The sequence below is a fragment of the Nocardia macrotermitis genome, assembly GCF_009604405.1.
GTDB lineage: Bacteria > Actinomycetota > Actinomycetes > Mycobacteriales > Mycobacteriaceae > Nocardia > Nocardia macrotermitis.
Map to the genome: position 1 here is coordinate 202816 of NZ_WEGK01000011.1, position 24887 is coordinate 227702.

Consider the following 24887-nt stretch of genomic DNA (forward strand, 5'->3'; position numbering starts at 1 on the left):
GCTGTGTGGTGCGGTGCGCGCTGTGTGGTGCGGTGCGCGCTGTGTGGTGCGGTGCGCGCTGTGCGGTGCGGTGCGCGCTGTGCGGTCGGGTGCCAGTAGCTTTCGAATTCGCCCGGCTCGTACCGGAACTCAGATCGGTGCGTCGGCCGCGCTGCTCGAGAGGTCGGTCGGCGCGTGCACGATGTCCGTATTCTCTTCCGGGCGCGTGTTGGGGGTAGTGAGCCGATAGCCCGGGGGAGTGCCGGTATCGGGAGTTTCCGTCGCGCTGGGGATTTCGGACGCATTCGTGCCGAGGCCAGGCGGGCTGTCGTCATCGGGGTGGGGCGATTCGGTCATAGTGGCAAGGGAGTCGCTGCTCGGGAGTCCGATTACCGCCGTTGCGGGTTCGCCGGGGCGACTCTCGGTGGGGAGGGCGGATACAGATGCGTCCGGATCGGTCGGGTCGCCGGGGATTTCGGGTGCGGCCGGGGTGGATTCGGTGAGATGAATGTCGACGGTGGATTGTGGCGCGACCGTTTCGGGGTCGGCCGGGTGATCGGTGACGACGGAATCCGTTGTGGCGGTGGGGGGTTCGGGGAGGGTGGCGAATTCGGTGCGGAGGTGGTGGATTTCGGTGGCGAGTTCGTCGCGGAGTTGTTCGCGTTCGGCGAGGCTGGCGCGCATACCCTCGAGGGTGTCGTCCATGGCGGCGAGGCGGCGGTCCGCGCCCTCGAGCTGCCAGGCGATGACGGTGCGGCGGTCGACGTCCGCGCTGGCCCGGCCGACCCAGTCGATGACGTAATCGAGCCACTCGGGCTGTTTGGGCATCGTGACGTTCTCGTCCCAGCCCTGCCGCAGCGCGGGCTTGCCCGAGATCACCCGCTCGCCGACCGTCGGCGCGTGCATCTGGATCAGGCTCAGCTTTCCGGCACTGGTCACCACGGCGGTCAGGCGATAGCGGCCCGCCAGGTGCATGCGCAGTTCCGCGGTGCCGCGACCGTCGGCGTCCATCACGCCCAGCCACGGCCCGTCGGCGGCATCGAGGATCGACTCGATGACGCCGAGCTGCCCGACGCCACGGCGCAACCGGGTGGCCCGCTTACGCAGATCGTCCGGTGTGGCGGTCATCTGATCCCAGTGCATGCGTCACCTCTCCGCTCGGCCGGATCGCGTGCCCACACTACCCACGACGCGGTACGGCCCACTCGTGAGCGGTGCGCACCGCTCACGAGTGGGCGTGCGCTGTCCGCTGTGTGGCGTGCGCCGCTCACGACGGGGCGTGCGCTGTCCGCTGTGTGGCGTGCGCCGCTCACGACGGGGCGTGCGCTGTCCGCTGTGTGGCGTGCACCGCTCACGACGCGGCGTGCGCTGTCCGCCATGTGATGTGCGCCGTCCGCTAAGTGGCATGCGCCGCGCACGAACTAGCGGCGCTGTTCGTGATGCGGTGTGCGCTGTTCGTGATGCGGTACGCACTACTCACGATGCGGTGTGCATTCCTCACGGCGAGGTGTGCACCATTCACGACACAGTGTGCGCCTGCTCCTGCTCGGTGAGCGTCCGCACGACGACGTCCAGGAAGGCGTCCACCTCATCGGCGTAATAGGCCGCGAGCCCGGGCCGGGCCGGGCCGAAATCGATCGCCTTGGCGTCCTGGCTGCTCAGCCCGGTGGGCCCGGCGTGCGCGAGGGTGGTGGCGACGACGTCCAGGAACGTATCGACCTCGGTGGCGGCGTACCCGTCCCGCCCGGCCGGAGGTGCGGAAAACCGGAGCCGCTGCACATCGCGCGGGCTCAGCGGCTCCGGACCCGGATGCGGTGCGTCCCCGCGTCGCGCGTACTCCAGCTTCACGCACGCGCGGTCCAGATAATCGTCGACCTGATCGCGGTCGTATCCGCTGTGTCCGAGTGCGGCCGAGGCGAATTCGTGGTCGCGGATCTGTGCCGCGCTGAGCATCGCGCGGCCCGCGAACGCCGCGGAGATCCGCTCGCAGAAGGCGTCCACCTCGGTCGCGTCGTAGCCGCGGTGTCCGGCGGGGGTCCTGGCGAAGCGGGTATCACGCACGTCCTCGGTCATCACACCGAACATTCTTACTATGGGTGGGCCCGGATGTGGTGCGGGTCAGGGTTATTGGATCGGTGCCGGTATGCGCGCGGTGGCGGACGGGTGTGTCCCGGGCAAATGGCGTGTCATGCTGTATCAGATACTTTTTCTGACGGGAGGTTCGTCGTGGCGCCTCGATTCGACGCGATCGTGGTCGGAGCCGGATTCGGCGGTATGGGCGCGGGCATCGAGCTCGACCGGCTCGGGCTCGGTGATTTCGTGATCCTCGAGCGGGAGAGCGATCTGGGCGGGACCTGGCACGTCAACCGCTATCCGGGCCTCGCGGTGGATATCGCCTCGGTCACCTACTCGTACTCCTTCGAACCCAATCCGCACTGGTCGCGCCTGTTCGCGCCGGGTGCGGAGCTGAAGCGGTACGCCGAACACGTCGCCGACAAATACGATCTGCGCGGCCGGATGCGTTTCGACACCGTCGTCTCCGGCGCCCGCTGGGACGCCGAGCAGAACCAGTGGGTGGTGAGCATCGAGGGCGGCGAACCGCTGACCGCGCGCTATCTGCTCACCGCGACCGGTTTCCTGTCCCAGCCGTACACCCCGCCGTTCCCGGGCATCGAGACGTTCGCGGGCAAGATCATCCACACCACCGCCTGGGATCAGGACTACGACCTGACCGGCCGCAAGGCCGCGATCATCGGCACCGGCGCGACCGCCGTGCAGTTGGTCCCCGAGGTCGCCCGCGTGGTCGAGGAACTGACGGTCTTCCAGCGCACCCCGATCTGGGTGGTACCCAAGATCGATATGCCGATCCCGCCGGTCGTGCAGAACCTCTTCGACCGGGTGCCGCTCACCCAGCAGGCCGCCCGCCTGGCCAACACCACCGCGCTCGAAGCCCTGATGGTGATCGGCGTCCTGCACTTCCGGCAGGCCAAACTGCTCAATCGCGGCGCCGGGCTGTTGGCGAAGGCGCATCTGCGCACCCAGGTGCGTGACGCGGAGACCCGGCGTGAACTCACTCCGCACTACGACTTCGGATGCAAGCGGCCGACGTTCTCGAACACCTATTTCAAGACGTTCAACGAACCGCACGTCCACCTGGAGACGAACTCCATCGAACGTGTCGAACCCGACGGCATCGTCACCGCCGACGGCCGCACCACCGAGATCGACACCCTGATCCTGGCCACCGGATTCAACCTGTGGGACGTGAACTTCCCGGCCATCGAGATCATCGGCCGCGACGGAGTCGATCTCGGAAAGTTCTGGCGGGACAACCGATTCCAGGCGTACGAGGGCATCACGGTGCCGAAGTTCCCGAACTTCCTGAGCCTCAACAGCCCGTACTCCTACAGCGGCCTGTCGTACTTCACCACCATCGAGGCCCAGATGAAACACATGGGCCGGCTGTTCGGGGAGATGTTCCGCCGCGACGCCGAGGTGTTCGAGGTGACCGAGCGCGCGAACACCGAATTCCTGGACCGCGTCACCGAGAAACTCGAATCGTCGGTCTTCTACGACGGCCAGTGCTCGACCGCGCGCAGCTATTATTTCAACCAGCATGGCGAGGCCGCCCTGCTGCGCCCGACCAGCACCCTCAACGCCCACCGCGAGGCGGTCAGCTTCCCGCTGGACGATTACGTCTACGACAGCGCGTAGTCCGGTTTGCCGTCTTCGACACCCGCGCGCGACGGCCGCACGGCCCCGCCGACGCGCGGTGGGGTAGTGTTCGCCCGACCCCGGGGACGACCACCCGGTCGCGACGGCGTCGGCGTCGGTGCGGGTGCTCGAGACGACCGCCGTGGGCGGTAACGGCGAGCTGATGGCAGACTGGGGTACTACGCTGGCAGTTCGGCGTCCGCCGGACCGCTTCCACCGACAGACCTAGGACCGACGACAACGATGGCGCAACTGCTGTTTCCCCTGCTGCTGGTAGCCCTGCTGGTGCCGATGTTCCTCGGCGTCCGCCGTCAGAAGCGTGAGGCCGCCAACACTACCTCCATGCAGGAGAACCTGAAGGTCGGCGACCAGGTCACCACCACCTCGGGCCTGTACGGCACCGTGGTCGATCTCGACGAGACGACCGTCGATCTGGAGATCGCCGAGGATGTCGTGACCACCTGGTTGCGTGCCGCGGTCCGCGAGGTGCGCGTCGACGAGGCCCCGGAGTCGGCCGAACTCGCGCCGCACGACGAGGCCGAGGCCGCCGAGCCTGCGCACCCCGCCGCCGAGACCGAGCAGCCGCACGCCGCGGCCAACGGCGCGGCCGTGGAGGAGGAGTCCGTCGAGGACACCAACGCGCGGCTGACCAAGGAATGACCGATCCGCGTCGTCGCCCGGCCGCACCGGCCGTGTGCGACGGCGCTGCGGCATGTCCGCAGTCGACCGTTCGACCGGCATCCGCCTGCTCACCATGTCCACTGTCCGGCCCAACACCGTCCAGGAGATAAGAACTGTGCCACCTTCCAAGGGAACGGGGCATCCGCTGCGGCTGCTCGGCGTCTATGCGCTGCTGCTGATCGTGATCTACGGCCTGGTGTACTTCACCGATGCGAAGACCGCGGCGGCCAAACTCGGTATCGACCTGCAGGGCGGCACGCGTGTGACGCTCAGCGCGCGCACCCCGGACGGCAACAAGCCGAGTCAGGACAGCCTCAAACAGGCCCAGCAGATCATCGAGTCCCGGGTCAACGGCCTGGGCGTCGCCGGGTCGGAGGTCGTCATCGACGGCGACAACCTGGTGATCACGGTGCCCGGGCAGAACGGTCAGCAGGCCAAGTCGCTGGCCACCACCGCCAAGCTCTACATCCGCCCGGTGCTGCAATCCGGTCAGCAGGCCGCCGCGGGTGGTCTGCCGGGCGGGCCGACCGGCAACACCACCCCGGGTCTGCCGCTGCCGGGTATGACGACGCCCGGCACCGCGACTCCGGGCGCCGCGACTCCGGGCAAGGCGACCCCCGCACCCGCGCCGGGCGCCCAGAAGCCCAGCGCCGCCAACCACGCGCCGCAGAACCGGGTGTTCCCGGCGGACTACCAGGTGCCGCTGGCCCAGGACCTGAACCACCAGCAGGCCCCGACCACCCCGCCGACGACGCCGAAGAAGCCCACGCCCTCCACGACGCCGAAGGCCACGACGACGCCCAAGCCCGGCACCCCGGCTCCGACCAGTGCGGCCCCGGCCAGCACGCTGAGCCCCGCCGAGCAGACCAAGAAGGCCATCGCCGACGCCAAGCTGATCCGGCAGAGCACCAACCCGCAGATCCAGCAGTACGCGCTGGCCACGCTGGATTGCAGCAAGCCCGATCCGCTGGCCGGTAACGACGATCCGAATCTGCCGCTGGTCACCTGCGCGACCGACGGCACCGGCACCTACCTGCTGGACAAGAGCCGCATCGACGGTCAGGACATCAAGGACGCCAGCGCCTCGCTCGACCAGCAGCAGTCGCAGTGGTCGGTGGATCTGAGCTTCAAGCACTCCGATCCGTGGGCGAAGCTGACCGGTGACTACGTCAACCAGCAGATCGCGTTCGTGCTGGACTCGAAGGTCGTCAGCGCGCCGGTGGTGCAGCAGGGTCCGCAGCAGGGCGGCACCACCCAGATCACCGGACATTTCAACGCCACCACCGCCAAGGATCTGGCCAACCAGCTCAAGTACGGCTCGCTGCCGCTGTCCTTCGCGACCTCCGAGGCCGAGACGGTGTCCGCGACGCTGGGCCTGTCCTCGCTGCACGCGGGTCTGATCGCGGGTGCGATCGGTCTGCTCGCGGTGCTGCTGTACTGCCTGCTCTACTACCGGATGCTCGGCTTCCTGGCCGGATTCTCGCTTGTCGCTTCGGGTTTCGCGGTGTACGGGATCATCGTGCTGCTGGGCCGGTGGATCAATTTCACCCTGGACCTGGCCGGTATCGCGGGTCTGATCATCGGTATCGGTATGACCGCGGACTCGTTCGTGGTGTTCTTCGAACGCATCAAGGACGAGATGCGGGAGGGCCGGAGTTTCCGGTCGGCGGTGCCGCGCGGTTGGTCCCGCGCCCAGCGCACCAACCTGTCGGGTAAGACCGTCAGCCTGATCGCCTCGGCGGTGCTGTACATTCTGGCCGCCGGTCAGGTGAAGGGTTTCGCCTTCACCCTCGGTCTGACCACCGTGCTCGACGTCATCGTGCTGTATCTGGTCACCTCACCGCTGATGATGCTGGCCTCGCGCTCGTCCTTCTGGGCCAAGCCGTCGGTGAACGGCCTGGGCGCGGTGGCGCAGTACGCGCGTGAACGCAAGGCCGCCGCCGGCGTTCCCGCCGGTAAGGAGGCGTGATGAGCAACCCCGGTTCAGTCATGGAGACCGACACTGTGAACGATCAGCCCGTCGCCGCGCCCCAGCACGGATTCTTCGAACGGCTCTACACCGGTACCGGTGGATTCCGGATCGTCGGGCGTCGCCGGATGTACTACGTCGTGGCCGCGGTGCTGATACTGATCGCGCTGCTGAGTATCGGACTGCGCGGTTTCACCCTCGGTATCGACTTCGCCGGTGGCACCCGGATCCAGCTGCCCGCCGCGGCCGGGACCAGCACCACGCAGGTCTCCGACGCCTACGCCAACGCGCTCGGGCACGCCCCGGTGACGGTGCAGAAGGTCGGCTCGGGCGCCGCGGCCTCGTACGAGATCCGTTCGGACACACTGGATGCCGCGCAGCAGGACAAGGTGCAGACCGGACTTTTCGAAGCCTTCCATCCGAAGGATTCCAGCGGCACGGTCAGCCGCAACGCGATCAGCATCGCGGAGATCAGCTCCACCTGGGGTGGTCAGGTCACCCGCAAGGCGCTCATCGCGCTGGGTGTGTTCGTGCTGTTGACGATGATCTACATCGCGATCCGGTTCGAGCGCGACATGTCCATCGCCGCGATCGCCTCGCTGTTCTTCAACCTGATCGTGACCGCGGGCCTGTACTCGATCGTCGGATTCGAGGTCACCCCGGCGGCGGTGATCGGTCTGCTGACCATTCTGGGATACGTCCTCTACGACAACGTCGTCGTCTTCGACAAGGTCGAGGAGAACACCCGCGGCGTGCTGCACCGCACCAACCGCACCTATGCCGAGTTCGCGAACCTCGCGGCCAACCAGACGCTGATGCGGTCGATCAACACCACCATCATCGGCATCCTGCCGATCATCGGCATGCTGGTCATCGCGGTGTGGCTGCTGGGTGTCGGCACGCTGAAGGATCTGGCGCTGGTGCAGCTGATCGGCATGATCGTCGGCGCGTACTCCTCGATCTTCTTCGCGGTGCCGCTGTTGGTCTCGATCAAGGAGCGGTGGGGGCCCGTTGCGGCGCACACCAGGAAGGTGCTGAACAAGCGCGCCGGTAGGAGCCGGGCTCCCCGCGACGAGGAGGAGTCCGACGCGCCGCGTCGCGCGGCGGCCTCGGGCGGCGCGCCCCGCCGCCGGGAATCGGTGAACGACGCACCCCGGTCCGCCGCACCCCGTCCGGGTGCGCGGCCGACCGGAAAGCGGCACAAGAACAGGCACTGAACATGCGGGCGCTGCCCTGCCGCGAGCGCGGCGAATTCAGCGGAGGAAGTTTGCGTAACGACGGAGGGCAGCGTGCGTAACCACCCGGGGTCCGGCGCGCGCGGTCGGTGGATGCTGCGGACGGTCGGGGTGCTGACGGCGGGTGCGCTCGCCGGTGGTGCGCTGGCCGGATGTTCAGCGAAGAATCAGGTGCCCTCGATCGGCTATGCGGTCGACGCGGTGCCGCTGAGCTACAACGGCGGCAGCACGCTGGGCGCGAACGGCGGTGCGGCAGCGGTGTTCTCGCGCGTGCTGACCGGATTCTTCTACACCGGCCCGGACGGCCAGCAGGTCGCGGACACCGACTACGGCACGGCCAAGCAGGTGCCGGGCGATGTGCAGACCATCCAGTACCGGCTCAGCCCGGAGGGCGCGTACTCCGACGGGGTGCCGACCTCCTGCGACGATCTGGTGCTGGAGTGGGCCGCGCGCAGCGGGCGTTTCACCAAGCCCGGGCCCGGCGGTGGTCAGGTGCCGATGTTCGATGCGGCGAGTACCGCAGGGTATCGGGATATCGAGAAGGTCGAGTGCCAGTCCGGTTCGAAGGACGCGACGGTCGTCTTCCGGCCGGGGCGGCACTTCCTGCCCTGGCAGACGCTGTTCAGCGCCGCGAGCCTGCTGCCCGCGCACATCATCGCGCAGGCCACGGGGGTGCCGAACATCGTGTCGGCGGTGCAGTCCGCCGATCCGGTCGTGATGGGCAAACTGGCGCAGTTCTGGAACACCGGCTGGAATCTCACCCCGGGCAAGGTGGATACCAAACTCTTCCCGTCCTCGGGGCCGTACCGGATCGATTCGTACAGTGACAGCGACGGTCTGGTCCTGGTCAAAAACGACAAGTGGTGGGGCCTGGCGCCCCGGACACCGCGAATTGTGGTGTGGCCCAAGAACACCGACATGAAGAAGAAGATGTCGGACAAGGCGATCGGTGTCGTCGACATCGGCGCGGGGTCGGTGAAGGATCTGGACCTGAGCGGATTCTCGGTGAATCAGGTGCCCGGTCGCGGTGCGGAGCAGTTGACGCTGTCGACCTCCGGGGTCTTCGCGTCGGCCGACACCCGCCGGGCGTTCGGGCTGTGCGTGCCGCGCAAGGCGCTGTTCGACAAACTGGGGCATCCGGGGTTCGACCAGAAGTCGGGTCTGGGTTCGGGCCCGTTGAATTCCCGTATCACACAGGCGGATTCGCTGTACTACGGCCCGAGCAGCGGTGCGGGGAACAAATACGCCGGTGGTGACACCGCCGGGGCGCAGCAGGCGCTGAGTTCGGCCGGGGTGAGCAATCCGACCGTGCGCGTCGGATATCGCGCCCCGGACGATCGGCGGGCGCAGACCGTCGCGATGATCGCCGACGCGTGTCGCGCGGCCGGGATCACCGTGGTGGACGCGGGCTCGCCGACCTTCGTGCCGACCCAGCTCGGCGCCGGCGTGGACGCGGCGCTGGGCGGCACCGCCGGTGCGCCCGGTCCGGCCGGATCGCTGTCCGGTATCGCCGCGGCCGCGGCGCTGTACACCGGCCAGGGCCTGAATTTCGGTCACTACGGCAACGGTCGTTACGATGCGATCGTCGATCAGCTTGCGGCGGACGACAATTCGACCAACGTGCTGAATCTGCGCGCCGAGGCCGAGAATCTGCTGTGGAACGAGATGCCGACGATTCCACTGTTCAACACACCGCGGACGATCGCGTTCGGCAACGGTATGCAGAGTGGCATCGTGAACCCCACCGAGGCCGGTGCGGGGTGGAATATGGATCGCTGGGTGTTGCGGCGGTGAGCGCGGATACCGGGCGCTGGATGAGTGGAGTGGGTGCGGATGAGTAAACACGGTTTGACCGAATCGGCCGACGCGGTGGGTGAGCGCGTCGCACGGGCCGGGGAGGCGGTACGGCGGCTGACCCGGTGGCATGACGACTTCCCCACTCCCGGTGTGCGTTTCGCCGATCTGACGCCGGTGTTCGCCGATGCCGAGGGATTCCACGCGGTGATCGACTGCCTGGGCGCGTGCGCGCCGGACGCGGATCTGGTGGCCGGGGTGGACGCGCGCGGCTTCCTGCTCGGCGCGGGCGTCGCGGCCTCGCTGGGCACCGGCGTGGTCGCGGTGCGCAAGGCCGGTAAGCTGCCGCCGCCGGTGCTCTCGCGCGAGTACACCCTCGAATATGGTTCCGCCGCACTGGAAATCCCTGCCGACGGTATCGATCTGAAGGGCCGCAGGGTGCTGCTGCTGGACGACGTGCTGGCCACCGGCGGCACCCTGGCCGCTGCGGCCGGTTTGTTCGCCGCGGCCGGCGCCGAGGTGGTCGCCGCCGCGGTGGTGCTCGAGCTGAGCGCCCTGGGCGGGCGGGCGCATCAGGGTGATTATTCGTTGACTTCGATTGTGCAGCTGTAGATTTCGGTCTGCGGTTGTGGGGTGGCCGAGGGGTCGCTATGCTCGTGCCCGCGGCGGCGCGGCCGGATGCCGGGTCGTTCGCGGGCAGACCGAAATCATCGCTGTTCCTCAGCGATCACACAGGGATCCGGATCCATACTCACAGTTATGAGCCGAGCGCAGCACACCAGAATCAGCATCGCCATCGTGGGCGCGGTGGGAGTCGTCTTCGCGGTCGGCGCCGCCACCGCCTCGGCCTCGCCGTCGGTGGATGTGCACGGTGGGGAGACCATCACCGCGCGCGTCTCGGGGGAGAAGCCGGGGCAGTCCTGCCGGATCACGGCCACGGGTATCGATATGCCGTGGCATGCGGTGGCTCAGGACGGTACGGTCAGCCTGGACAGCGGGCCGGTGCGGCAGGGGCGGCACGATGCGCGCGTGGTCTGCGAGAATCCGCAGGTCGGGGCGTCCTCGGCGCATACCGTCGGGCATGAGCAGGATGTGTTCACCGGGCACTGGGCGCCGGCTTTCGAATTCCTCCAGCATCACCGGCTCGAATTCCTGACCCCGCGCCGCTGACGCGCTCTCAGAGGCGGCCGAAGATGCGCGCCACGAGACCGGCCGCGAGTAGCCAGAACGCCGCTGCCAGACCGTAATCCACGACGATGTTCAGTTCGTGATTGCCCGTGTCGAACAGTCCGGGGAAGAACAGCGCGAGCGATTCGGCCAGCGAGGTGATGACGGTGAATATTCTGTTCACCGGATTCACTCCGAACAGCAGCATCAGCATGTGCACGATCTCGATAAGGGCGAAGATACTGCCGACAGCGCTGATGAGCGCGCCCACCGGGCCACGGCCGGGGGCTCTGCGATATCTGTCCATACTGAGCGGATCCCGTCGCCGAATCGCTAAAACCGTTAGGCCACTTGGTAAGTCGAGTTTACATCGATCCGGGGCGGTCCGGCCAGTGTCGACGGATCGACGCGTTCGGCTCAGGTGCGGTGGCGGCTGCCCGATCCGGCGGCGAGGAATGCGTTGCGCGGCAACGGTTCACCCTGCTGTGGCGGGTCACACAGCCGTGCGGGTCTTGCGTGAACCTGTCCGGTTGGCTAACGTGGTCGAGTCTCATTCCCGTTGATCGGAGTAGTGCCGTTGCTCTTCTGAGGTGACTGTCGAGTGGCCCGCGTCCCGCGCGCCGCATTCTCGCGAACCTCTCAGGAGTGTGCACATGTCTATTTCCGTTTCGCTGTCCGATCTCACCTTCGCCTGGCCCGACGGCGCCCCCGTCTTCGAGGGGCTGGACGCGGTGCTCGGGCCCGCTCACCTGGGGTTGGTCGGGAGCAACGGGGTTGGGAAATCCACCCTCTTGCGGTTGATCGCCGGTGAGTTGCGGCCTGCGCGCGGGTCGATCACGGTCGGTGGCACGCTCGGATATCTTCGCCAGGATCTCGGTCTCTCCGCAGGTCAACGGGTTGATTCGGTACTCGGGATCGATGCGGTGCGCCACGCGTTGCACCGGATCGAATCGGGGGAGGGGTCCGAGTCGGACTTCGAACTCGTGGGTAATCGCTGGGATGTCGAGGAGGCCGCGGTCGCGCTGCTCGGGCGGTTGGGCCTGGATTATCTGGCCGGGGATGTCGCGCAGCTGGATCGTCGCCTGGAGACGCTCTCGGGCGGGGAGACGGTGCTGCTCGGCCTGGTCGCCGAACTGCTGCGCGAACCCGATGTGCTGCTGCTCGACGAGCCCACCAACAATCTGGATCTGCATGCGCGCCAACGACTCTACGAGGTCGTCGGCCAGTTCCCCGGCACCGTGCTGATCGTCAGCCACGATCGGGAACTGCTGAACCGGATGGGTGTCATCGCCGAACTGCGGCGCGGCGAAATCCGTTCCTTCGGTGGGAATTTCGACGCCTACGAGGAGATCATCGAGGCCGAACAGGAGTCCGCGCGGGCGGCGATCCGCGATGCGCGCGGCGATGTGCGCAAGCAGTCGCGGGAACTGGTGGAGGCGCGGATCAAACTGGATCGCCGCCAGCGGTACGGGCAGAAGATGTTCGAGCAGAAGCGTGAGCCGAAAATCGTTATGGGCGAACGCAAACGGCAGGCGCAGGTGTCGGCGGGCAAGTTGCGCAACAACCACATCGCGAAGGTGGAGCAGGCGCGCGAGACGCTGGATCGCGCGCAGGACCAGTTGCGGGACGATCGGGAGATCCGGGTGGATCTGCCCGGGACGCGGCTGTATCCGGGACAGGACGTCATCGAGTTGGAGCAGGTGCGGCTGGCGAACGGTCCGGTGGTCACACTGCGGGTGAACGGCCCGGAGCGGATCGCGCTGACCGGGCGCAACGGCGCGGGCAAGACCACGCTGCTGCGCCGGATCGCCGCCGAGCCGCCGAAGGTGCCGTGGCGGATGCTGCCGCAGCGCCTGGACGTGTTCGACGAGCAGCGCTCGGTCTTCGAGAACGTCTCGGCCGCAACGCCGCACGCCACCGCCGAGCGGGTGCGCGCCCAGCTGGCCCGCTTCCTGTTCCGCGGGACGGACGCCGATGTGGCGGCGGGCGCGCTATCGGGCGGGGAACGGTTGCGGGCGGCGCTGGCGATGCTGCTGCTGGCCGATCCCGCACCCCGGCTGCTGCTCCTGGATGAGCCGACCAACAATCTCGATCTGCCGAGCCTCGCGCATCTCACCGAGGCGCTCACCGGATTCGAGGGCGCGCTGATCGTGGTCAGTCACGACCGGCGATTCCTGGAGGAGATCGGGGTGACCCGTTGGCTGGAACTGGGGCAGGAGGGTCTGTCCGAGGACCCGTGACGGGTCTCTGCGAATTCGTGGCATCTTCGGGGAACTGTCCGGTGGCGGCCGGCGTTCTGTAAAGATGCCGGTATCGCCCCGCCACCGGATAGGCCGATCGATGCCGTCGGTGCCCTGGAACGGGGTGCGTTTCCCAGGAATCGGCGGTTGTCGGTGGCGGGGATTAAAGTTGGTGGTCTGAGCCGCACCGGCACATCGGATAGGGTGTTCCGGTCGAGGCGGGAGAGGTGGTGGCATGACTCAGCATCTGGAAAAGGCGAATGCCGAGCAAACGATCGCTGGCGATCGTGTCACACCCGTGCCCAAGGCCGCCCCCGCCAAGCCCGCGCCCGCGCCGACGCCGCGGGCCATGCCGCCGCGGCAGCCGGGCAGCCCGGCGGTCGTGTCCACCTCGGCCTCGCGCCGGGTGCGGGCCCGGCTGGCCCGCCGGATGACCGGTCAGCGCGGTATCGCGGCGGTCAAACCGGTGCTGGAGCCGTTGGCGACGGTGCATCGCGAGCTGTATCCGAAGGCCAATCTGCAACTGCTGCAACGCGCGTTCGACGTCGCCGACGAGAAGCACGCGCCGCAGTTCCGCAAGTCCGGCGACCCGTACATCACCCATCCGCTGGCGGTGGCCAATATCCTGGCCGAGCTGGGCATGGACACCACGACCCTGGTCGCGGCGCTGCTGCACGACACGGTCGAGGACACCGGCTACTCGCTGGAGGAGTTGACCGAGGAGTTCGGCCAGGAGGTCGCGCATCTGGTCGACGGCGTCACCAAGCTGGACAAGGTCAATCTGGGCGCCGCGGCCGAGGCCGAGACCATCCGCAAGATGATCATCGCGATGGCGCGTGATCCCCGTGTGCTGGTCATCAAGGTCGCCGACCGCCTGCACAATATGCGCACCATGCGCTTCCTGCCGCCGGAGAAGCAGGCCAAGAAGGCCCGCGAGACGCTGGAAGTCATTGCGCCGCTTGCCCATCGGCTCGGTATGGCCACGGTCAAGTGGGAGCTGGAGGATCTCGCGTTCGCGATTCTGCACGCCAAGAAGTACGACGAGATCGTGCGTCTGGTCGCCGATCGCGCGCCCTCGCGGGACACCTATCTGGCCAAGGTGCGCGCGGAGATCGTGAATACGCTGGCCGCGAGCCGGATCAACGCGAGTGTCGAGGGTCGGCCCAAGCACTACTGGTCGATCTATCAGAAGATGATCGTCAAGGGTAAGGACTTCGACGACATCCACGATCTGGTCGGTATCCGCATCCTGTGCGAGGAGGTGCGCGACTGCTACGCGGCGGTCGGTGTGGTGCACTCGCTGTGGCAGCCGATGGCGGGCCGGTTCAAGGACTACATCGCGCAGCCGCGGTACGGGGTGTACCAGTCGCTGCACACCACGGTCGTCGGTCCGGACGGCAAGCCGCTCGAGGTGCAGATCCGCACCCGGGACATGCACCGGACCGCGGAGTTCGGTATCGCCGCGCACTGGCGGTACAAGGAGACCAAGGGTAAGCATTCCGGTGATCTCGCCGAGGTCGACGATATGGCCTGGATGCGTCAGTTGCTGGACTGGCAGCGGGAGGCCGCGGATCCGGCGGAGTTCCTGGAGTCGCTGCGGTTCGATCTGAAGTCGCCGGAGATCTTCGTGTTCACCCCGAAGGGTGATGTGATCACGCTGCCGCAGAAGTCGACGCCGGTCGATTTCGCGTACGCGGTGCACACCGAGGTCGGGCACAAGTGCATCGGCGCGCGGGTGAACGGGCGGCTGGTCGCGTTGGAACGGCAACTGGAGAACGGTGAGGTCGTCGAGATCTTCACATCCAAGGCGCAGAACGCCGGGCCCAGTCGCGACTGGCAGAACTTCGTCGTCTCGCCGCGGGCGAAGGCGAAGATTCGCCAGTGGTTCGCCAAGGAGCGTCGGGAGGAGGCGCTGGAGGCGGGTAAGGAGCAGATCTCCAAGGAGGTCCGCCGTTCCGGCCTGCCGTTGCAGCGGTTGATGAGCGTCGACGCGATGACAGCGCTGGCGCACGAGCTGCACTACTCGGACATCTCCGCGCTGTACGCGGCGGTGGGGGAGAACCAGGTCTCGGCGCATCACGTGGTGCAGCGTCTGATGGCGCAGCTCGGCGGCGTCGGCGACGTGGAAAACGAACTGGCCGAACGGAGTACGCCGTCCACGCTGCCGCTGCGACAGCGGTCCGGCGGCGATGCCGGTGTCGAAATCCCCGGTGCGCCGGGGACTGTCGCGAAACTGGCGAAGTGCTGCACGCCGGTGCCGGGCGACGAGATCATGGGTTTCGTGACCCGCGGCGGTGCGGTGAGCGTGCACCGCACCGACTGCACGAACGCGGATTCCCTACAGGCGCAACAGGAACGGATCATCGAGGTCACCTGGGCCCCGTCACCGTCCTCGGTCTTCCTGGTCGCCATCCAGATCGAGGCGCTGGACCGCACCCGCCTGCTTTCGGATGTGACCAAGGTGCTCGCCGACGAGAAGGTGAACATCCTCTCGGCCTCGGTGATGACCTCCGGCGACCGGGTGGCGATCAGCAAGTTCACCTTCGAGATGGGCGATCCCAAACACCTCGGCCACCTGCTGAACGTGGTGCGCAATGTGGAGGGCGTGTACGACGTCTACCGGGTGACCTCGGCCGCGTAACCGGCTGGAGTTCGCGCAACCTCAGCCGGAACCTGTTGCGCTACTGACATATTCGGCGGAGTCGACTCGGAATGCCGTATCGATTCCACCGTCTCGGGTACACACCGCGACGTGTCGGAGACAGGGCCGGGGTATCAGAGACAAGACTCGAGGGCTTGCGTTGGCAGCCGAACGGGCCATCGTGAGCACCGACGCCACCGGCGGCATGTTCGTCTGGGCATCCTTCACCGACGGCACCGACACGGCCAATCACTCTCGCGCGCTGTCGTGAACGGTCGCGCAAGCGGATCAGCCGGTCACGGGCGCGGCGTCGGTGGTTTCGGTCCCGGCCGCCTGCGCCCGGGACAGCAGCACCGCCCCGACGCACATCACGATCACCGAGGCCAGGACGAAAGCCGTGCCGACCGGACCACTGCGCAGGCGCTCGTTCAGGACGGTGAGCCCGATGAAGGCCGCGCCGAGCGGTTCGGCCACGGTGAACGCCGGGAGCGACGCCGACAATGGGCCCACCTGATAGCCACGCTGTTGCAGATAGAGTCCGGCGATTCCGGCGGCCACCAGGGTGTAGGGCTGCCAGCTGGTCAGTACCGCATTCAGGCCGTCGCCGAACAATTGGGTGACGTGTTCGGTGAGGGCGGCGGAGATGCCGAACAGCAGACCGGCGGCGGTCCCCAGCAGCAATGCTTGCAGCGCCGGAATGCGGATCGTGGTGGCGATGACGATGCCGACCACGATCAGTCCGCCCAGCAGCCCCAGCGGCCCGATCCAGCGATGCCAGGGCGCGTCGGTATTGCCCTCGGTCGGATCGCCCACGACCAGGAAGACCGCCAGCGCCGCGGACAGCGCCGCGGCCTGCGCCCACATCATCGGCGTGACCCGCCGCCCGCTGTAGTGCGCGGCCAGCGGCAGCGCGAAGACCAGGGAGGTGACCAGGATCGGCTGGACGACCAGCACCGACCCCATCGCCAGCGCCGCCACCTGGAAGCCGAATCCGCCCGCGTCGCCGACGATCCCGGCCCACCAGCGCGGATTGCGGATCAACCGGGCGAGCAGGGCGTCGCCCTCGGGCACGTCGGCCGCCGCCCGCTGCTGCGCCACGGCCGACACGGCGAACATCACCGCGCCGATGAATGCGCAGCCCACGGCTGCCAGGGGTAGTTGAGCCACCCGGACAGTCTGCCCGGACGTCCCTGACAACTCGCTCGAGGGGCCCGGCGAGGGCCGCGGCGGCCGGGCGGTGCGAGTCGGCGGTGGCGTCGAGTCGTCGGCCGAGGGGGATGTGCGCGGGTGGTGAACCGTTCGACCCGATCGATCCGAATGCCGGAATTGCAATCAGCGAAATTACGGCGAATGTGAATTATGCGTACCCGGGCGGTAATTCGTGCTTTTCTGTGGAAATATTCGAATTACGGCATTCCGCCGGCATGCAATTCGGTTGTGGCGCGGGTGTGTTCATTGTCGCGAGAAGTCCCTGCCCCACCTCGAGTGATTGCCGAATGGTTGCTGGTACTTCGGTGTGGCAGGCTCGATCCTCGAAAATTCTTCCGGCGCGGCGGTGTTCGAGGCCCGGATCCTTCCCGTCTCGAGGTCGCATCACACCGGATGCACTGCGGAGTTCGCCGGATTCTGTTACGGTCTATTGCGTTTCGGGGCTCACACGGCACCGATGGCAACTCGAATCGATCACCGGCTGCCCTCGCCTGTCGTGGCTCTCGCCCTCCGAACGCCTTGCACACAGCTGGTTAAGGGGGTCGGACGATGCTGACCGCGCGCTCAACCTGGAGCAGGCTGGTCGTGATCGCGGGTACCGCCTCGGCGGGCACCACGCGAACGCAGACGTATCCGCAGCCCGTGCGAACCTTCCTCCCTCCCGTCGGTGCCCGTGGCGTTGCGGCGTTGGCGGCCTTGGACATTCGACCGGATCGTCGGGTTCCGGACGTCGCCGTCGGCGGTTCAGCGGCGTTTCACTTTTCGGTCTGTCGGCGTGCGATACGCCATCGTGCCTGGCCACCAGGGGAATCCGCGTTTCGCTGCACCGGCGCGAGCTGCGTGAATCGCCATCTTCGGGCCCGGTGTGAGAATCTGAAAGACCTGGTCGGCGGAATCCCGGGTGTCGCGTGCGGCGCGTCGAGTTCGTCGAATTCGTCGGGTACGGGAGAATTTCCGTGCCCGTTCACCACGAACTGATCGCCGAGAGGGTCCGACGATGTCGCACGAGGTGCCTGGCGCTGCGGGGGTGGGGGAATGTTGAACTCGTACAAAGACGTGCAGCACTGGTTCCCCGCCCTCGAGCCGCAGGACCCCGCGGCGCCGCGGGAGACCGCCGACCCCGATCTCGAGCACACGTTGAGCCAGGGTGGCGCGGGCCGGTATCCGCACTACATCCAGGAGACCGAACCGGAGCCGTTCGACGTCCCGTTCGGCGGGACCGGTACCCGCCGCGCCGAATTCGTCGGCGGCTGGTCGGACTGGGTCGCGGGTGATCACGCACCGGGCCCCGACGACGACTACCCGGTGCGCAATGCCGAGCTGGTGCAGTTCCCGTGGGACGAGGAAGCGCAGGCCCCGGCCCGCCGCCCCCGGCGATCGCGTGCGGACGACGCCGAGGACGCGGCATTCGAGCCGAGGGAGCGGAGTCCCCGCAACGAATCCGATCGGGCCGACGCGGATTCCCGTACGCGCCGGACCGAGTCCCGTCCCGGCCCACTCGACGATGACGACTGGCCCGGCAACTCCGCGGACTGGCTCGACGACTGGCCCGAGCCCACCGGCGGCGGTCGCGCCGAAAGCGGCCGCAGAAGCTGGTTTCCCCGTCGCCGTGCGAACCGTCCGAAGAGCGGTCCCGGCGCGGCGACCGCACCGCGCGGCCGGCGTCAGCAGGCCGGTCCGGGCAGTCTGCGCGTCGCGCTCGTCCTGGGCGTCGCGGTACTGCTGCTCGCGGCCGCGGCGATGTTCGCTGTGTATTTGCTTCAGACCCGTGGCGGTGCCGCACGTTCCGCGCACGCCGCGAATTCCGCGCGTCCGGTGATTTCGGAGGTCCGGCTCACCGGGGCGACCACCGGCACGGTGCTCAGCTGTCCGACCGAGCACATCGGTTCGGTGGTGCGCGGGGCGGGGCCGGGCGGCACCGACTCCGGGCCCGACGCGATCATGTGGTTCCAGCACGCCTATTACGTCGACCGTTCCGCCGTACGCGCCCTCGAGGTCGTCGCACCCGACGCGGGTTTGCCTCCGGCGGAAGTGATTCAGCGCGGCATCGACTCGGTCCCGGCGGGGACCGCGTACTGCGTGCGGGTGGCGCCGTCCGGGGATTCCAGGTATTCGGTGGAGGTCACCGAACAACGGCCCGGTGGCGCGCCCGCGACCTACGGCCGACAGACGGTGACCACGAAGGTCGTCGGCGGCCGCACCCTGATCACGGGTATCACGGCCGGTTAAGAGGAGAGCTGAGACGATGGGACAGGACTGGAGCCAGTGGCTCGACGAGACGCCCGAGACGGGCGACCCGGCGGGTTCGCGTACGCGCGATCGGGCTCCGGTGGTGCGGTTACGCCGGAGCCGGCGCGAGAACGGTGAGGGTGAACTGCTGCCGCGACCGATTCTGGTGGTCGGTGGCTGCGGCGGGGCGGGTACCACGACGACGGCGCTCGGATTGGCCGCGGAACTGGGTTCGGGCGGTCTGGCCACGGTCGCGGTGGACGCGACGGCCGCGGGCAGTGATCTGGCGCTGCGCGGCGCGGACGAACACCTGAGCCCGATCAGCCTGCAGGCCTGGCTCTACGGCCGCGGTGACGACGAGCCCGCACCGCTGAAAGAGTGTCTGTCCCAGTCGAGTTCGGGTGTCGGGCTGCTCTGGCGGGACGCCGCGCCGCTGCGCCGCCGGGCGACCTACCTGACCGTCGCGCGCGCCCTCGCCGACGCCGGTCACACCCCGGTCTACGACGGCGGCAGCCCGATCGCCGCGCGGCAGCTGCGGCCGCTGCTCGAGGACGCGGATATCGCTCTGGTACTGGCGATTCCGGCGCGCGCCGACGCGGCCAACCGGCTGCGGGTGACCCTGGAATGGCTGGACGACGAGTTCGGCGGCCAGACCGAGGGCCAGGGCGGCGGAATCGTCGGCGACACCACGATCGTGGTGTCCCATCAGCTGCCCGGCGACAGCGCCCCGGTGGCCGAACACCTGCGCGAACATCTGGACGGCTGGGTCCGGGACATCCGGGAGATTCCCTACGATCAGCACCTCGCACGCGGAGAACTGGTGCGCCACAACGCACTTGCCGCCGAAACGCGCAGGGCTTATCGCACCCTGCTGGCGGGGGTGGCATCATGACCGCGGCCATGAAGCAGAGTCGTGAAGCATCGGAGAACCCCGCCCAGGCCGACGGGCCGACGGGGGCGGCGGGCGTCGTCGCACCGCCGGAGAATCGTCGCGCGCCCATCTGGGACCGGCCGGTACCCGGGGCCGGACGCGCGCCGCTGGTGTGGTTGCTCGGTGTGCACGGCGGCGCCGGCGCCAGCACCCTCGCGCACGTGCTCGCGCCCGCCGCGGATTCGCATCGCCGGTGGCCGGGTGTCTTCGACCGCGAATCCCCCTACGTGATTCTCGTTGCGCGCGAGACCATTTCGGGCCTGACCCGGGCGCACGACCTGCTGCGCCAGCATCACGCGGGCCTGGCCGGAGCGTGCGAGGTGCTCGGGCTGATCACGGTCGCCACCCGGCCCGGTCGCATCCCGGCGGAAATCCGCCGCTACCGCGACGTGGTCGGCTCCCTGGCCGGGCCGGTGTGGCAGGTGCCCTGGTACGAGGAGTGGACGCTGGTCGAACCCGAGCAGTTGCCGGTGTGGTCGCCGAGCGATCCGCCGCCGCAGCAGAGCAAACGCAAACTCGATCCGCTGCACGAGGTTCCACACGACGTGGACCGGCTGGGTGCGGGTATAGTAGCTCTGATTCGTGAAAAGGTAAGCACTGCTTCGCATTTCGAGGAGGGCAGGCGATGACGACCGTGCACTCTCGGCCGCCGCTGGGCGGGCGGCGACATGGCGTAACAGACGGTGTACTCCCGGTACACGGCATTGTTTTCGGTTCACCTATTGAGAAGGACGCTCGATGAGTACCATCCTGCTCGCTGTACACGACACGTACAGCGCTGTTCTCGCCCAGGTCGGTAATCCGACCCCGGAGGCCCCGCCCGCCTCGGACAAGCTGCTCAAACTGGTCCGCTACTTCACCTGGTTCGTGCTGCTGTCCGGCATCATGGGCATCACCTACGCGGGCGGCCGGTTCGCGTGGGAGAAGTGGACCGGCGGCGGGCTCGAGTCCCCGAAGATGGTGGCGGGCGCCATGATCGGCGGCATCATCGCCACCAGCGCCGGGACCATCATGAACGCCGCCATCGGATCATAGAGGCGAGGCGCGGAGTGCTTGCCTACAAACAGATGCCGGCCGACGTCGTCGCGCCGTTGATGCAGCTGATCGACTGGTTGCTCTGGGTGGTGCTGTTGTTCTGCCTCGCCTGGTTGATCATCTCGGCCGGGCGCTTCTGGTCGGCGATACGTGACGACATGGCGATCAACGATGCCTCGCACGGCGTCGTGATGAGCCTGGTCGGTGCGATCGTGGCATCGTCCGCAAGCGCGATCGCGCTGACCTTCCTGCCGACATGAAGGACAAGGACGCGGACTCGGACCGCGGCATATCCTTCGGCGGCATCGCGTCCGCGGCGGTGCTGGCGCTGATCGTGGTGGTCGGGGTGTTCATGTACGTGAATCACGATGATTCGCGCGGCGGTGGCGCACGGGCCGCGGCTCCCGGGGCGCCGTCTCCGGCGGCGGGGGCGACGAACGCGACCGGATTCGCCGCGCCCGCGGTCGACGTCTTCGGCCGCCGGGTGGACGTACCGAACAACCCGGTGGGACAGGTGCTCACGCAGGAACCGGGCAAGGAGCACAAGCCGAGCGATCAGGACTGGCTGACCGCGGCCCCGGCCGGGATCACCGCGGCGCACGGCTGGCAGCGGGTGTTCGGCGCGTCGGTGCCGTTCTCCACCAGCGACGGTCCGACCCGGATCACCGACGGCCTGGCCACGGGGTATTCGCACACCCCGCAGGGCGCGGTGGTGGCGGCGGCGCAGATCACCTACCGGCTCAACGCGCGTCCGGCCGATCGGGATCTGTACGTCCGTCAGGTCGACGCCAGCGCCCAGCAACTCGCGTCCTACGACAAGGCGCGGGCGGCGGGACGGCTGCCGCAACAACAACCGGAGCAGGTGACGCGATATCTGGTGGCCCCCGACGCGTTTCAGATCGAGAACTATGCCGACGACATGGCCATCGTGCGCTTGGCTGCACGCGGCCCGGTCAACGACGGCAAACAACTCTGGGCGGCGGTTCGCCTGGTCATGGTGTGGGACAACGGGGATTGGCGGCTGAAGCCGACCGACGCCTCGGGGTCGCAGACGGAGTACGTGGACTCGCTGGACGGGTGGACGAAATGGTGAGGATGAATCATATGTTCAGGCGCCTCGTCACGATTCTCGCGGTGATCTTCACCGTGATGATCGCGACGCCCACTGTGGCATACGGCCAGACCTACGGATTCGACCAGACCTGCAACCAGATTCACGACGATCTCAACAATATGGGCTTACCCGGGGTGTCCCTGGGGGATGCGGCCTCGGCGGCCTGTAAGGGCGCCAACGCCGCGACCCATCCCGGCGACGCGGCCACCGCGGTGCGGGACAAGGCCTGGGACACCACCTTCGGCAAGGTGGTCGACTCGCTGATGAGTGGTCTGGGCCAGGCGCTGATCATGGCGCTGACCTTCTGGATGAAGGTGCCCAACGAGCGGCTCAGCAACGGCGGTCAGTTGTTCCAGAAGATCAACGACTACACGTATCAGGCGCAGATCCTGCTGCTGATCGTCTCGATCATCCTGTCCGGCGTCAGATTGGCCGAGGCCAGACGCGGGGCGCTGATATCCGAGGCGGCCGAATCGTTCAAGATGTTCGCCCGGGTGGTGTTCAGTTCCTGGATGCTGGGCGCGGTGATCGTCGCGGGCACGCAGGCCTCGGACCGCTTCTCCGCGTGGGTGATCACCGATGCCACCAATGGCCAGGCCAAGAACATCGCCGAGCTGATGGTGAAAACCAGTAAGCTGCAAGCGTTTTCGCCGGGTCTGGTGTTGATCATCGCGATCGTGGGCCTGCTCGGCGCGCTGGCGCAGATCGTGCTGGCCATCGTGCGACAGGGCATGCTGGTCGTGGCCGCGGGGGTGTTGCCGCTGGCCGCGGCGGCCTCGGGCACGAGTATCGGCAAGCAGTCCTATTCCAAGCTGCTGAGCTGGATCATCGCGTTCATGCTGTGGAAACCGGTGGCGGCGATTGTCTACATGATCGCCTTCCTCGCCGCGGGCAACACCGACGAAACCACTTCCACCGCAGGGATTCCCGACGCGGATCAGGCCCAGCGGATGCTGGTCGCGATCGTGCTGCTGGGCAGTGTCGCGTTCGTGCTGCCGGTGCTGATGCGCCTGGTCGCTCCGGCGGTCGGCATGGTCGGCAACGGCGGTTCGGGTCTGGGCGCCACCGGTGGTGTGGTGCTGGGCGCGATGGCCCTGGGCGCGGTCGGCACCAAGGCGGTCGCCATGCGCGGCGCCGCGGCCTCGGGTGCGCCCGGATACGTCGGCGGTCGCGGTCCGCGGCCGCCGGGGGGTGCGGGTCGTGGCGGTGGCGGCGGTCGTCCGGTGCCGCCGCCGCGGGGCGGTGGCGGTAACGGCGCGTCGGCGGCGGCGAGTCCGCCGACGGTCAGCGGATCGGCCAGCACGACGTCCGGCGCCACCCGCGCGATGAACCGGATCGCCAATGCCCGTGCGGCCGCGGCCAGTCTGCAACGCGGTGAATCGGCGATGGGTGACGTCGCCGGTGACGGCTGGGGTAACCGTTCACCCGACCTCGGCAGGAGCACCATCCCACGATGACGACGACCGAAACCTATGAGCGCCGCTCGTACGGGCTCTGGCAGAAGCCGCGCAGCGCAGGTCTTTTCGGCCTGCGCTGGGGTGAGACGGTGCTCGGCTTCGTCGTGGTCATCAGCGCGCTGCTGACCGCGTTGGTGGCCGGTCCGAAACCGGCGTTCTTCGTCGCCGGGATCGGCGTCGTGGTGATGGTTCCACTGGTGTGGCGGTCGGGGGGCCGCTCGGGCTACGAGACGGGATTGATGATGTTCCATTGGCTACGCGGTCGTAATCGGGGCGAGCACGTCTACCGGGGCGGGCGGTTCTCCCGCATCCCCGGCGGGGTCGCCCGGCTGCCCGGGCTGATGGCGCCGTCGAAGTTGTACGAGGGGATCGACGCGGGCGGTTACAGCTTCGGCATGATCCATCTGCCGCAGTTCGGCCAGTACACGGTCGTGCTGCGGGCCTGGCCGCAGGGCCACGAGGCGGTGGATCAGCCGGTGATCGACCGCTGGGTCGCGGCCTGGGGCACCTTCCTGGCCTCGCTGGGGCAGACCTCCGACATCATCGCGGTGGTGCCGGTCATCGACACCGTGCCCGAGACCGGTAACCGTCTGCTGACCGAGGTTTCGACCATCACCCACCCGCAGGCCCCGGAGCTGGCGCAGCAGGTGATGTACGAGCTGGCGACCGAATTGCCGCAGGAGCGTGTGCAATTGCTGCCGCGCGTGGCGATCACGTTCAAGGCCACCACCGCCGAACGTCGCAAGAATCCGGCCGAGGAGGCGGTCGAGATCGGCCGCCGGTTGCCGGGTATCTGCGCGGCGCTGGCCGAGGCGGGTGTGCGAGCGCAGCCGATGTCCGCGGACGAGGTGATCTCCTTCATCCGGCGCAGTTACGATCCGGCCGCGCAGGCCGACCTCGAGGTCGCCGCCGGTGAGCCCGGCGGGCACGGGCTGGACTGGGCCGATGCCGGACCGGTCTCGCACGAGGAACGCTGGGACCACTTCCTGCACGACGGCGGTCGCTCGGTGACCTGGGAGATGGACACCGCTCCCGAGGGCGCGGTGGACGAGCGGGTGTTGCAGCGGCTGCTCGCGCCGAATCCCGAAGTGCCGCGTAAGCGGGTGGCGATCGTGTACCGCCCGCACTCGGCCGCCGACGCCGCCGAGATCGTCGACGACGACTACAAGAACGCGCTGGTGGCCCAGCAGAGCGAACGCGGTGTCGTCTCGGCGGCGGCCACCCTGCGGGTGGGCGCGACGCAGCAGGCCCGCGAGGAACAGGCGCGCGGACACGGCGTGACCCGGTTCGGGGCGCTGGTGACGATCACCGAACCCCTGCGCGGGGATCTGCCGCGGATCGAGGCGATCACGCGCGATCTGTCCACCCAGGCGCGGTTGAAGATCCGGCGGTGTTACCGCTACCAGGCGGCGGGCTTCGCGGCCTCCCTCGGGTGCGGGGTGATTCTGCCGGAACACGCGAGCATTCCGAAAGCATTGGCGGGGTGATTCTT

21 protein-coding genes are annotated in these 24887 nt (G+C 68.1%); 17 read left to right on the forward strand and 4 right to left on the reverse strand.

Annotated features, from left to right (window positions below; genetic code table 11):
* Positions 1-129 precede the first annotated feature (129 nt).
* On the reverse strand, positions 130-1122 hold the full coding sequence (locus NRB20_RS24690) for a hypothetical protein (RefSeq protein WP_153413015.1): 993 nt from the start codon (positions 1120-1122) through the stop codon (positions 130-132).
* Between the two features lie 375 nt (positions 1123-1497).
* Positions 1498-2052 carry a DivIVA domain-containing protein gene (locus tag NRB20_RS24695; protein ID WP_194289995.1) on the reverse strand — a complete coding sequence of 185 codons (555 nt, stop codon included), beginning with the start codon at positions 2050-2052 and terminating at the stop codon, positions 1498-1500.
* A gap of 153 nt (positions 2053-2205) precedes the next feature.
* On the opposite strand from NRB20_RS24695, the gene NRB20_RS24700 reads away from it, so the two are divergent.
* The 7 genes from NRB20_RS24700 to NRB20_RS24730 all read left to right on the forward strand — a co-directional run bounded on the left by NRB20_RS24700 (position 2206) and on the right by NRB20_RS24730 (position 10542).
* Entirely contained in the window at positions 2206-3693 is a 1488-nt protein-coding gene (locus NRB20_RS24700) for a flavin-containing monooxygenase (protein ID WP_319945344.1), read from the forward strand.
* A 243-nt stretch (positions 3694-3936) separates the two neighbouring features.
* Entirely contained in the window at positions 3937-4353 is a 417-nt protein-coding gene (yajC, locus tag NRB20_RS24705) for a preprotein translocase subunit YajC (RefSeq protein ID WP_153413021.1), read from the forward strand.
* Positions 4354-4489: 136 nt separating this feature from the next.
* A complete protein-coding gene (gene secD, locus NRB20_RS24710) occupies positions 4490-6343 on the forward strand; it encodes a protein translocase subunit SecD (RefSeq protein WP_319945370.1) in 1854 nt (617 codons plus the stop codon).
* Complete coding sequence (gene secF, locus NRB20_RS24715; RefSeq protein WP_153413023.1) at positions 6343-7560, forward strand: protein translocase subunit SecF; 1218 nt, start codon at positions 6343-6345, stop codon at positions 7558-7560. Before secD ends, secF begins: the two co-directional genes overlap by 1 nt.
* A 111-nt stretch (positions 7561-7671) precedes the next feature.
* Positions 7672-9372: an ABC transporter substrate-binding protein gene (locus tag NRB20_RS24720; protein WP_153413189.1), complete on the forward strand. Its 1701-nt coding sequence runs from the start codon at positions 7672-7674 to the stop codon at positions 9370-9372.
* 39 nt (positions 9373-9411) lie between these two features.
* The gene (locus NRB20_RS24725) at positions 9412-9984 is read left to right on the forward strand and encodes an adenine phosphoribosyltransferase (RefSeq protein WP_153413025.1); all 573 of its coding nucleotides are present in this window, start codon (positions 9412-9414) and stop codon (positions 9982-9984) included.
* A 147-nt stretch (positions 9985-10131) separates the two neighbouring features.
* Positions 10132-10542 (forward strand): hypothetical protein, encoded by a 411-nt coding sequence (locus NRB20_RS24730; RefSeq protein WP_153413027.1) that lies wholly within the window; start codon positions 10132-10134, stop codon positions 10540-10542.
* Between the two features lie 7 nt (positions 10543-10549).
* On the opposite strand, the gene NRB20_RS24735 is transcribed toward NRB20_RS24730, so the two are convergent.
* Positions 10550-10846 (reverse strand): hypothetical protein, encoded by a 297-nt coding sequence (locus NRB20_RS24735; protein ID WP_153413029.1) that lies wholly within the window; start codon positions 10844-10846, stop codon positions 10550-10552.
* A 346-nt stretch (positions 10847-11192) separates the two neighbouring features.
* Between NRB20_RS24735 and NRB20_RS24740 the strand changes: the two genes are divergently transcribed.
* Both NRB20_RS24740 and NRB20_RS24745 read left to right on the forward strand, forming a co-directional pair.
* Positions 11193-12779, forward strand: coding sequence for an ABC-F family ATP-binding cassette domain-containing protein (locus NRB20_RS24740; protein WP_153413031.1), 1587 nt, complete (start codon positions 11193-11195; stop codon positions 12777-12779).
* Between the two features lie 349 nt (positions 12780-13128).
* On the forward strand, positions 13129-15420 hold the full coding sequence (locus tag NRB20_RS24745; protein ID WP_227833844.1) for a RelA/SpoT family protein: 2292 nt from the start codon (positions 13129-13131) through the stop codon (positions 15418-15420).
* Between the two features lie 288 nt (positions 15421-15708).
* Here NRB20_RS24745 and NRB20_RS24750 read toward each other — a convergent pair whose 3' ends face one another.
* On the reverse strand, positions 15709-16587 hold the full coding sequence (locus NRB20_RS24750; protein ID WP_319945345.1) for a DMT family transporter: 879 nt from the start codon (positions 16585-16587) through the stop codon (positions 15709-15711).
* 1077 nt (positions 16588-17664) lie between these two features.
* Here NRB20_RS24750 and NRB20_RS24755 point away from each other — a divergent pair.
* From NRB20_RS24755 to NRB20_RS24790, 8 genes are all read left to right on the forward strand, one after another.
* On the forward strand, positions 17665-18858 hold the full coding sequence (locus tag NRB20_RS24755) for a hypothetical protein (protein WP_153413035.1): 1194 nt from the start codon (positions 17665-17667) through the stop codon (positions 18856-18858).
* A 16-nt stretch (positions 18859-18874) separates the two neighbouring features.
* Entirely contained in the window at positions 18875-19750 is an 876-nt protein-coding gene (locus NRB20_RS24760) for a hypothetical protein (protein WP_153413037.1), read from the forward strand.
* Complete coding sequence (locus NRB20_RS24765) at positions 19747-20418, forward strand: DUF6668 family protein (protein WP_227833827.1); 672 nt, start codon at positions 19747-19749, stop codon at positions 20416-20418. The genes NRB20_RS24760 and NRB20_RS24765 overlap by 4 nt, the downstream gene beginning before the upstream one ends.
* 109 nt (positions 20419-20527) lie before the next feature.
* Positions 20528-20824, forward strand: coding sequence for a hypothetical protein (locus NRB20_RS24770; RefSeq protein ID WP_153413039.1), 297 nt, complete (start codon positions 20528-20530; stop codon positions 20822-20824).
* A gap of 32 nt (positions 20825-20856) precedes the next feature.
* Positions 20857-21084: a hypothetical protein gene (locus NRB20_RS24775; protein ID WP_153413041.1), complete on the forward strand. Its 228-nt coding sequence runs from the start codon at positions 20857-20859 to the stop codon at positions 21082-21084.
* Positions 21081-21917 carry a hypothetical protein gene (locus NRB20_RS24780; RefSeq protein ID WP_153413043.1) on the forward strand — a complete coding sequence of 279 codons (837 nt, stop codon included), beginning with the start codon at positions 21081-21083 and terminating at the stop codon, positions 21915-21917. Before NRB20_RS24775 ends, NRB20_RS24780 begins: the two co-directional genes overlap by 4 nt.
* 11 nt (positions 21918-21928) lie before the next feature.
* Entirely contained in the window at positions 21929-23395 is a 1467-nt protein-coding gene (locus NRB20_RS24785; RefSeq protein ID WP_153413045.1) for a hypothetical protein, read from the forward strand.
* Positions 23392-24882, forward strand: coding sequence for an SCO6880 family protein (locus NRB20_RS24790; protein WP_153413047.1), 1491 nt, complete (start codon positions 23392-23394; stop codon positions 24880-24882). Before NRB20_RS24785 ends, NRB20_RS24790 begins: the two co-directional genes overlap by 4 nt.
* The last annotated feature ends 5 nt before the right edge of the window (positions 24883-24887 follow it).

Excerpts from the sequence above, each read along its gene's own strand:
- NRB20_RS24690 (WP_153413015.1), bottom strand. The coding sequence starts at position 1,122 with ATGCACTGGGATCAGATGACCGCCACACCGGACGATCTGCGTAAGCGG.
- NRB20_RS24695 (WP_194289995.1), bottom strand. The coding sequence starts at position 2,052 with ATGACCGAGGACGTGCGTGATACCCGCTTCGCCAGGACCCCCGCCGGA.
- yajC (WP_153413021.1), top strand. The coding sequence starts at position 3,937 with ATGGCGCAACTGCTGTTTCCCCTGCTGCTGGTAGCCCTGCTGGTGCCG.
- secF (WP_153413023.1), top strand. The coding sequence starts at position 6,343 with ATGAGCAACCCCGGTTCAGTCATGGAGACCGACACTGTGAACGATCAG.
- NRB20_RS24720 (WP_153413189.1), top strand. The coding sequence starts at position 7,672 with ATGCTGCGGACGGTCGGGGTGCTGACGGCGGGTGCGCTCGCCGGTGGT.
- NRB20_RS24725 (WP_153413025.1), top strand. The coding sequence starts at position 9,412 with ATGAGTAAACACGGTTTGACCGAATCGGCCGACGCGGTGGGTGAGCGC.
- NRB20_RS24730 (WP_153413027.1), top strand. The coding sequence starts at position 10,132 with ATGAGCCGAGCGCAGCACACCAGAATCAGCATCGCCATCGTGGGCGCG.
- NRB20_RS24735 (WP_153413029.1), bottom strand. The coding sequence starts at position 10,846 with ATGGACAGATATCGCAGAGCCCCCGGCCGTGGCCCGGTGGGCGCGCTC.
- NRB20_RS24740 (WP_153413031.1), top strand. The coding sequence starts at position 11,193 with ATGTCTATTTCCGTTTCGCTGTCCGATCTCACCTTCGCCTGGCCCGAC.
- NRB20_RS24745 (WP_227833844.1), top strand. The coding sequence starts at position 13,129 with ATGCCGCCGCGGCAGCCGGGCAGCCCGGCGGTCGTGTCCACCTCGGCC.
- NRB20_RS24755 (WP_153413035.1), top strand. The coding sequence starts at position 17,665 with ATGTTGAACTCGTACAAAGACGTGCAGCACTGGTTCCCCGCCCTCGAG.
- NRB20_RS24760 (WP_153413037.1), top strand. The coding sequence starts at position 18,875 with ATGGGACAGGACTGGAGCCAGTGGCTCGACGAGACGCCCGAGACGGGC.
- NRB20_RS24765 (WP_227833827.1), top strand. The coding sequence starts at position 19,747 with ATGACCGCGGCCATGAAGCAGAGTCGTGAAGCATCGGAGAACCCCGCC.
- NRB20_RS24770 (WP_153413039.1), top strand. The coding sequence starts at position 20,528 with ATGAGTACCATCCTGCTCGCTGTACACGACACGTACAGCGCTGTTCTC.
- NRB20_RS24775 (WP_153413041.1), top strand. The coding sequence starts at position 20,857 with ATGCCGGCCGACGTCGTCGCGCCGTTGATGCAGCTGATCGACTGGTTG.
- NRB20_RS24780 (WP_153413043.1), top strand. The coding sequence starts at position 21,081 with ATGAAGGACAAGGACGCGGACTCGGACCGCGGCATATCCTTCGGCGGC.
- NRB20_RS24785 (WP_153413045.1), top strand. The coding sequence starts at position 21,929 with ATGTTCAGGCGCCTCGTCACGATTCTCGCGGTGATCTTCACCGTGATG.
- NRB20_RS24790 (WP_153413047.1), top strand. The coding sequence starts at position 23,392 with ATGACGACGACCGAAACCTATGAGCGCCGCTCGTACGGGCTCTGGCAG.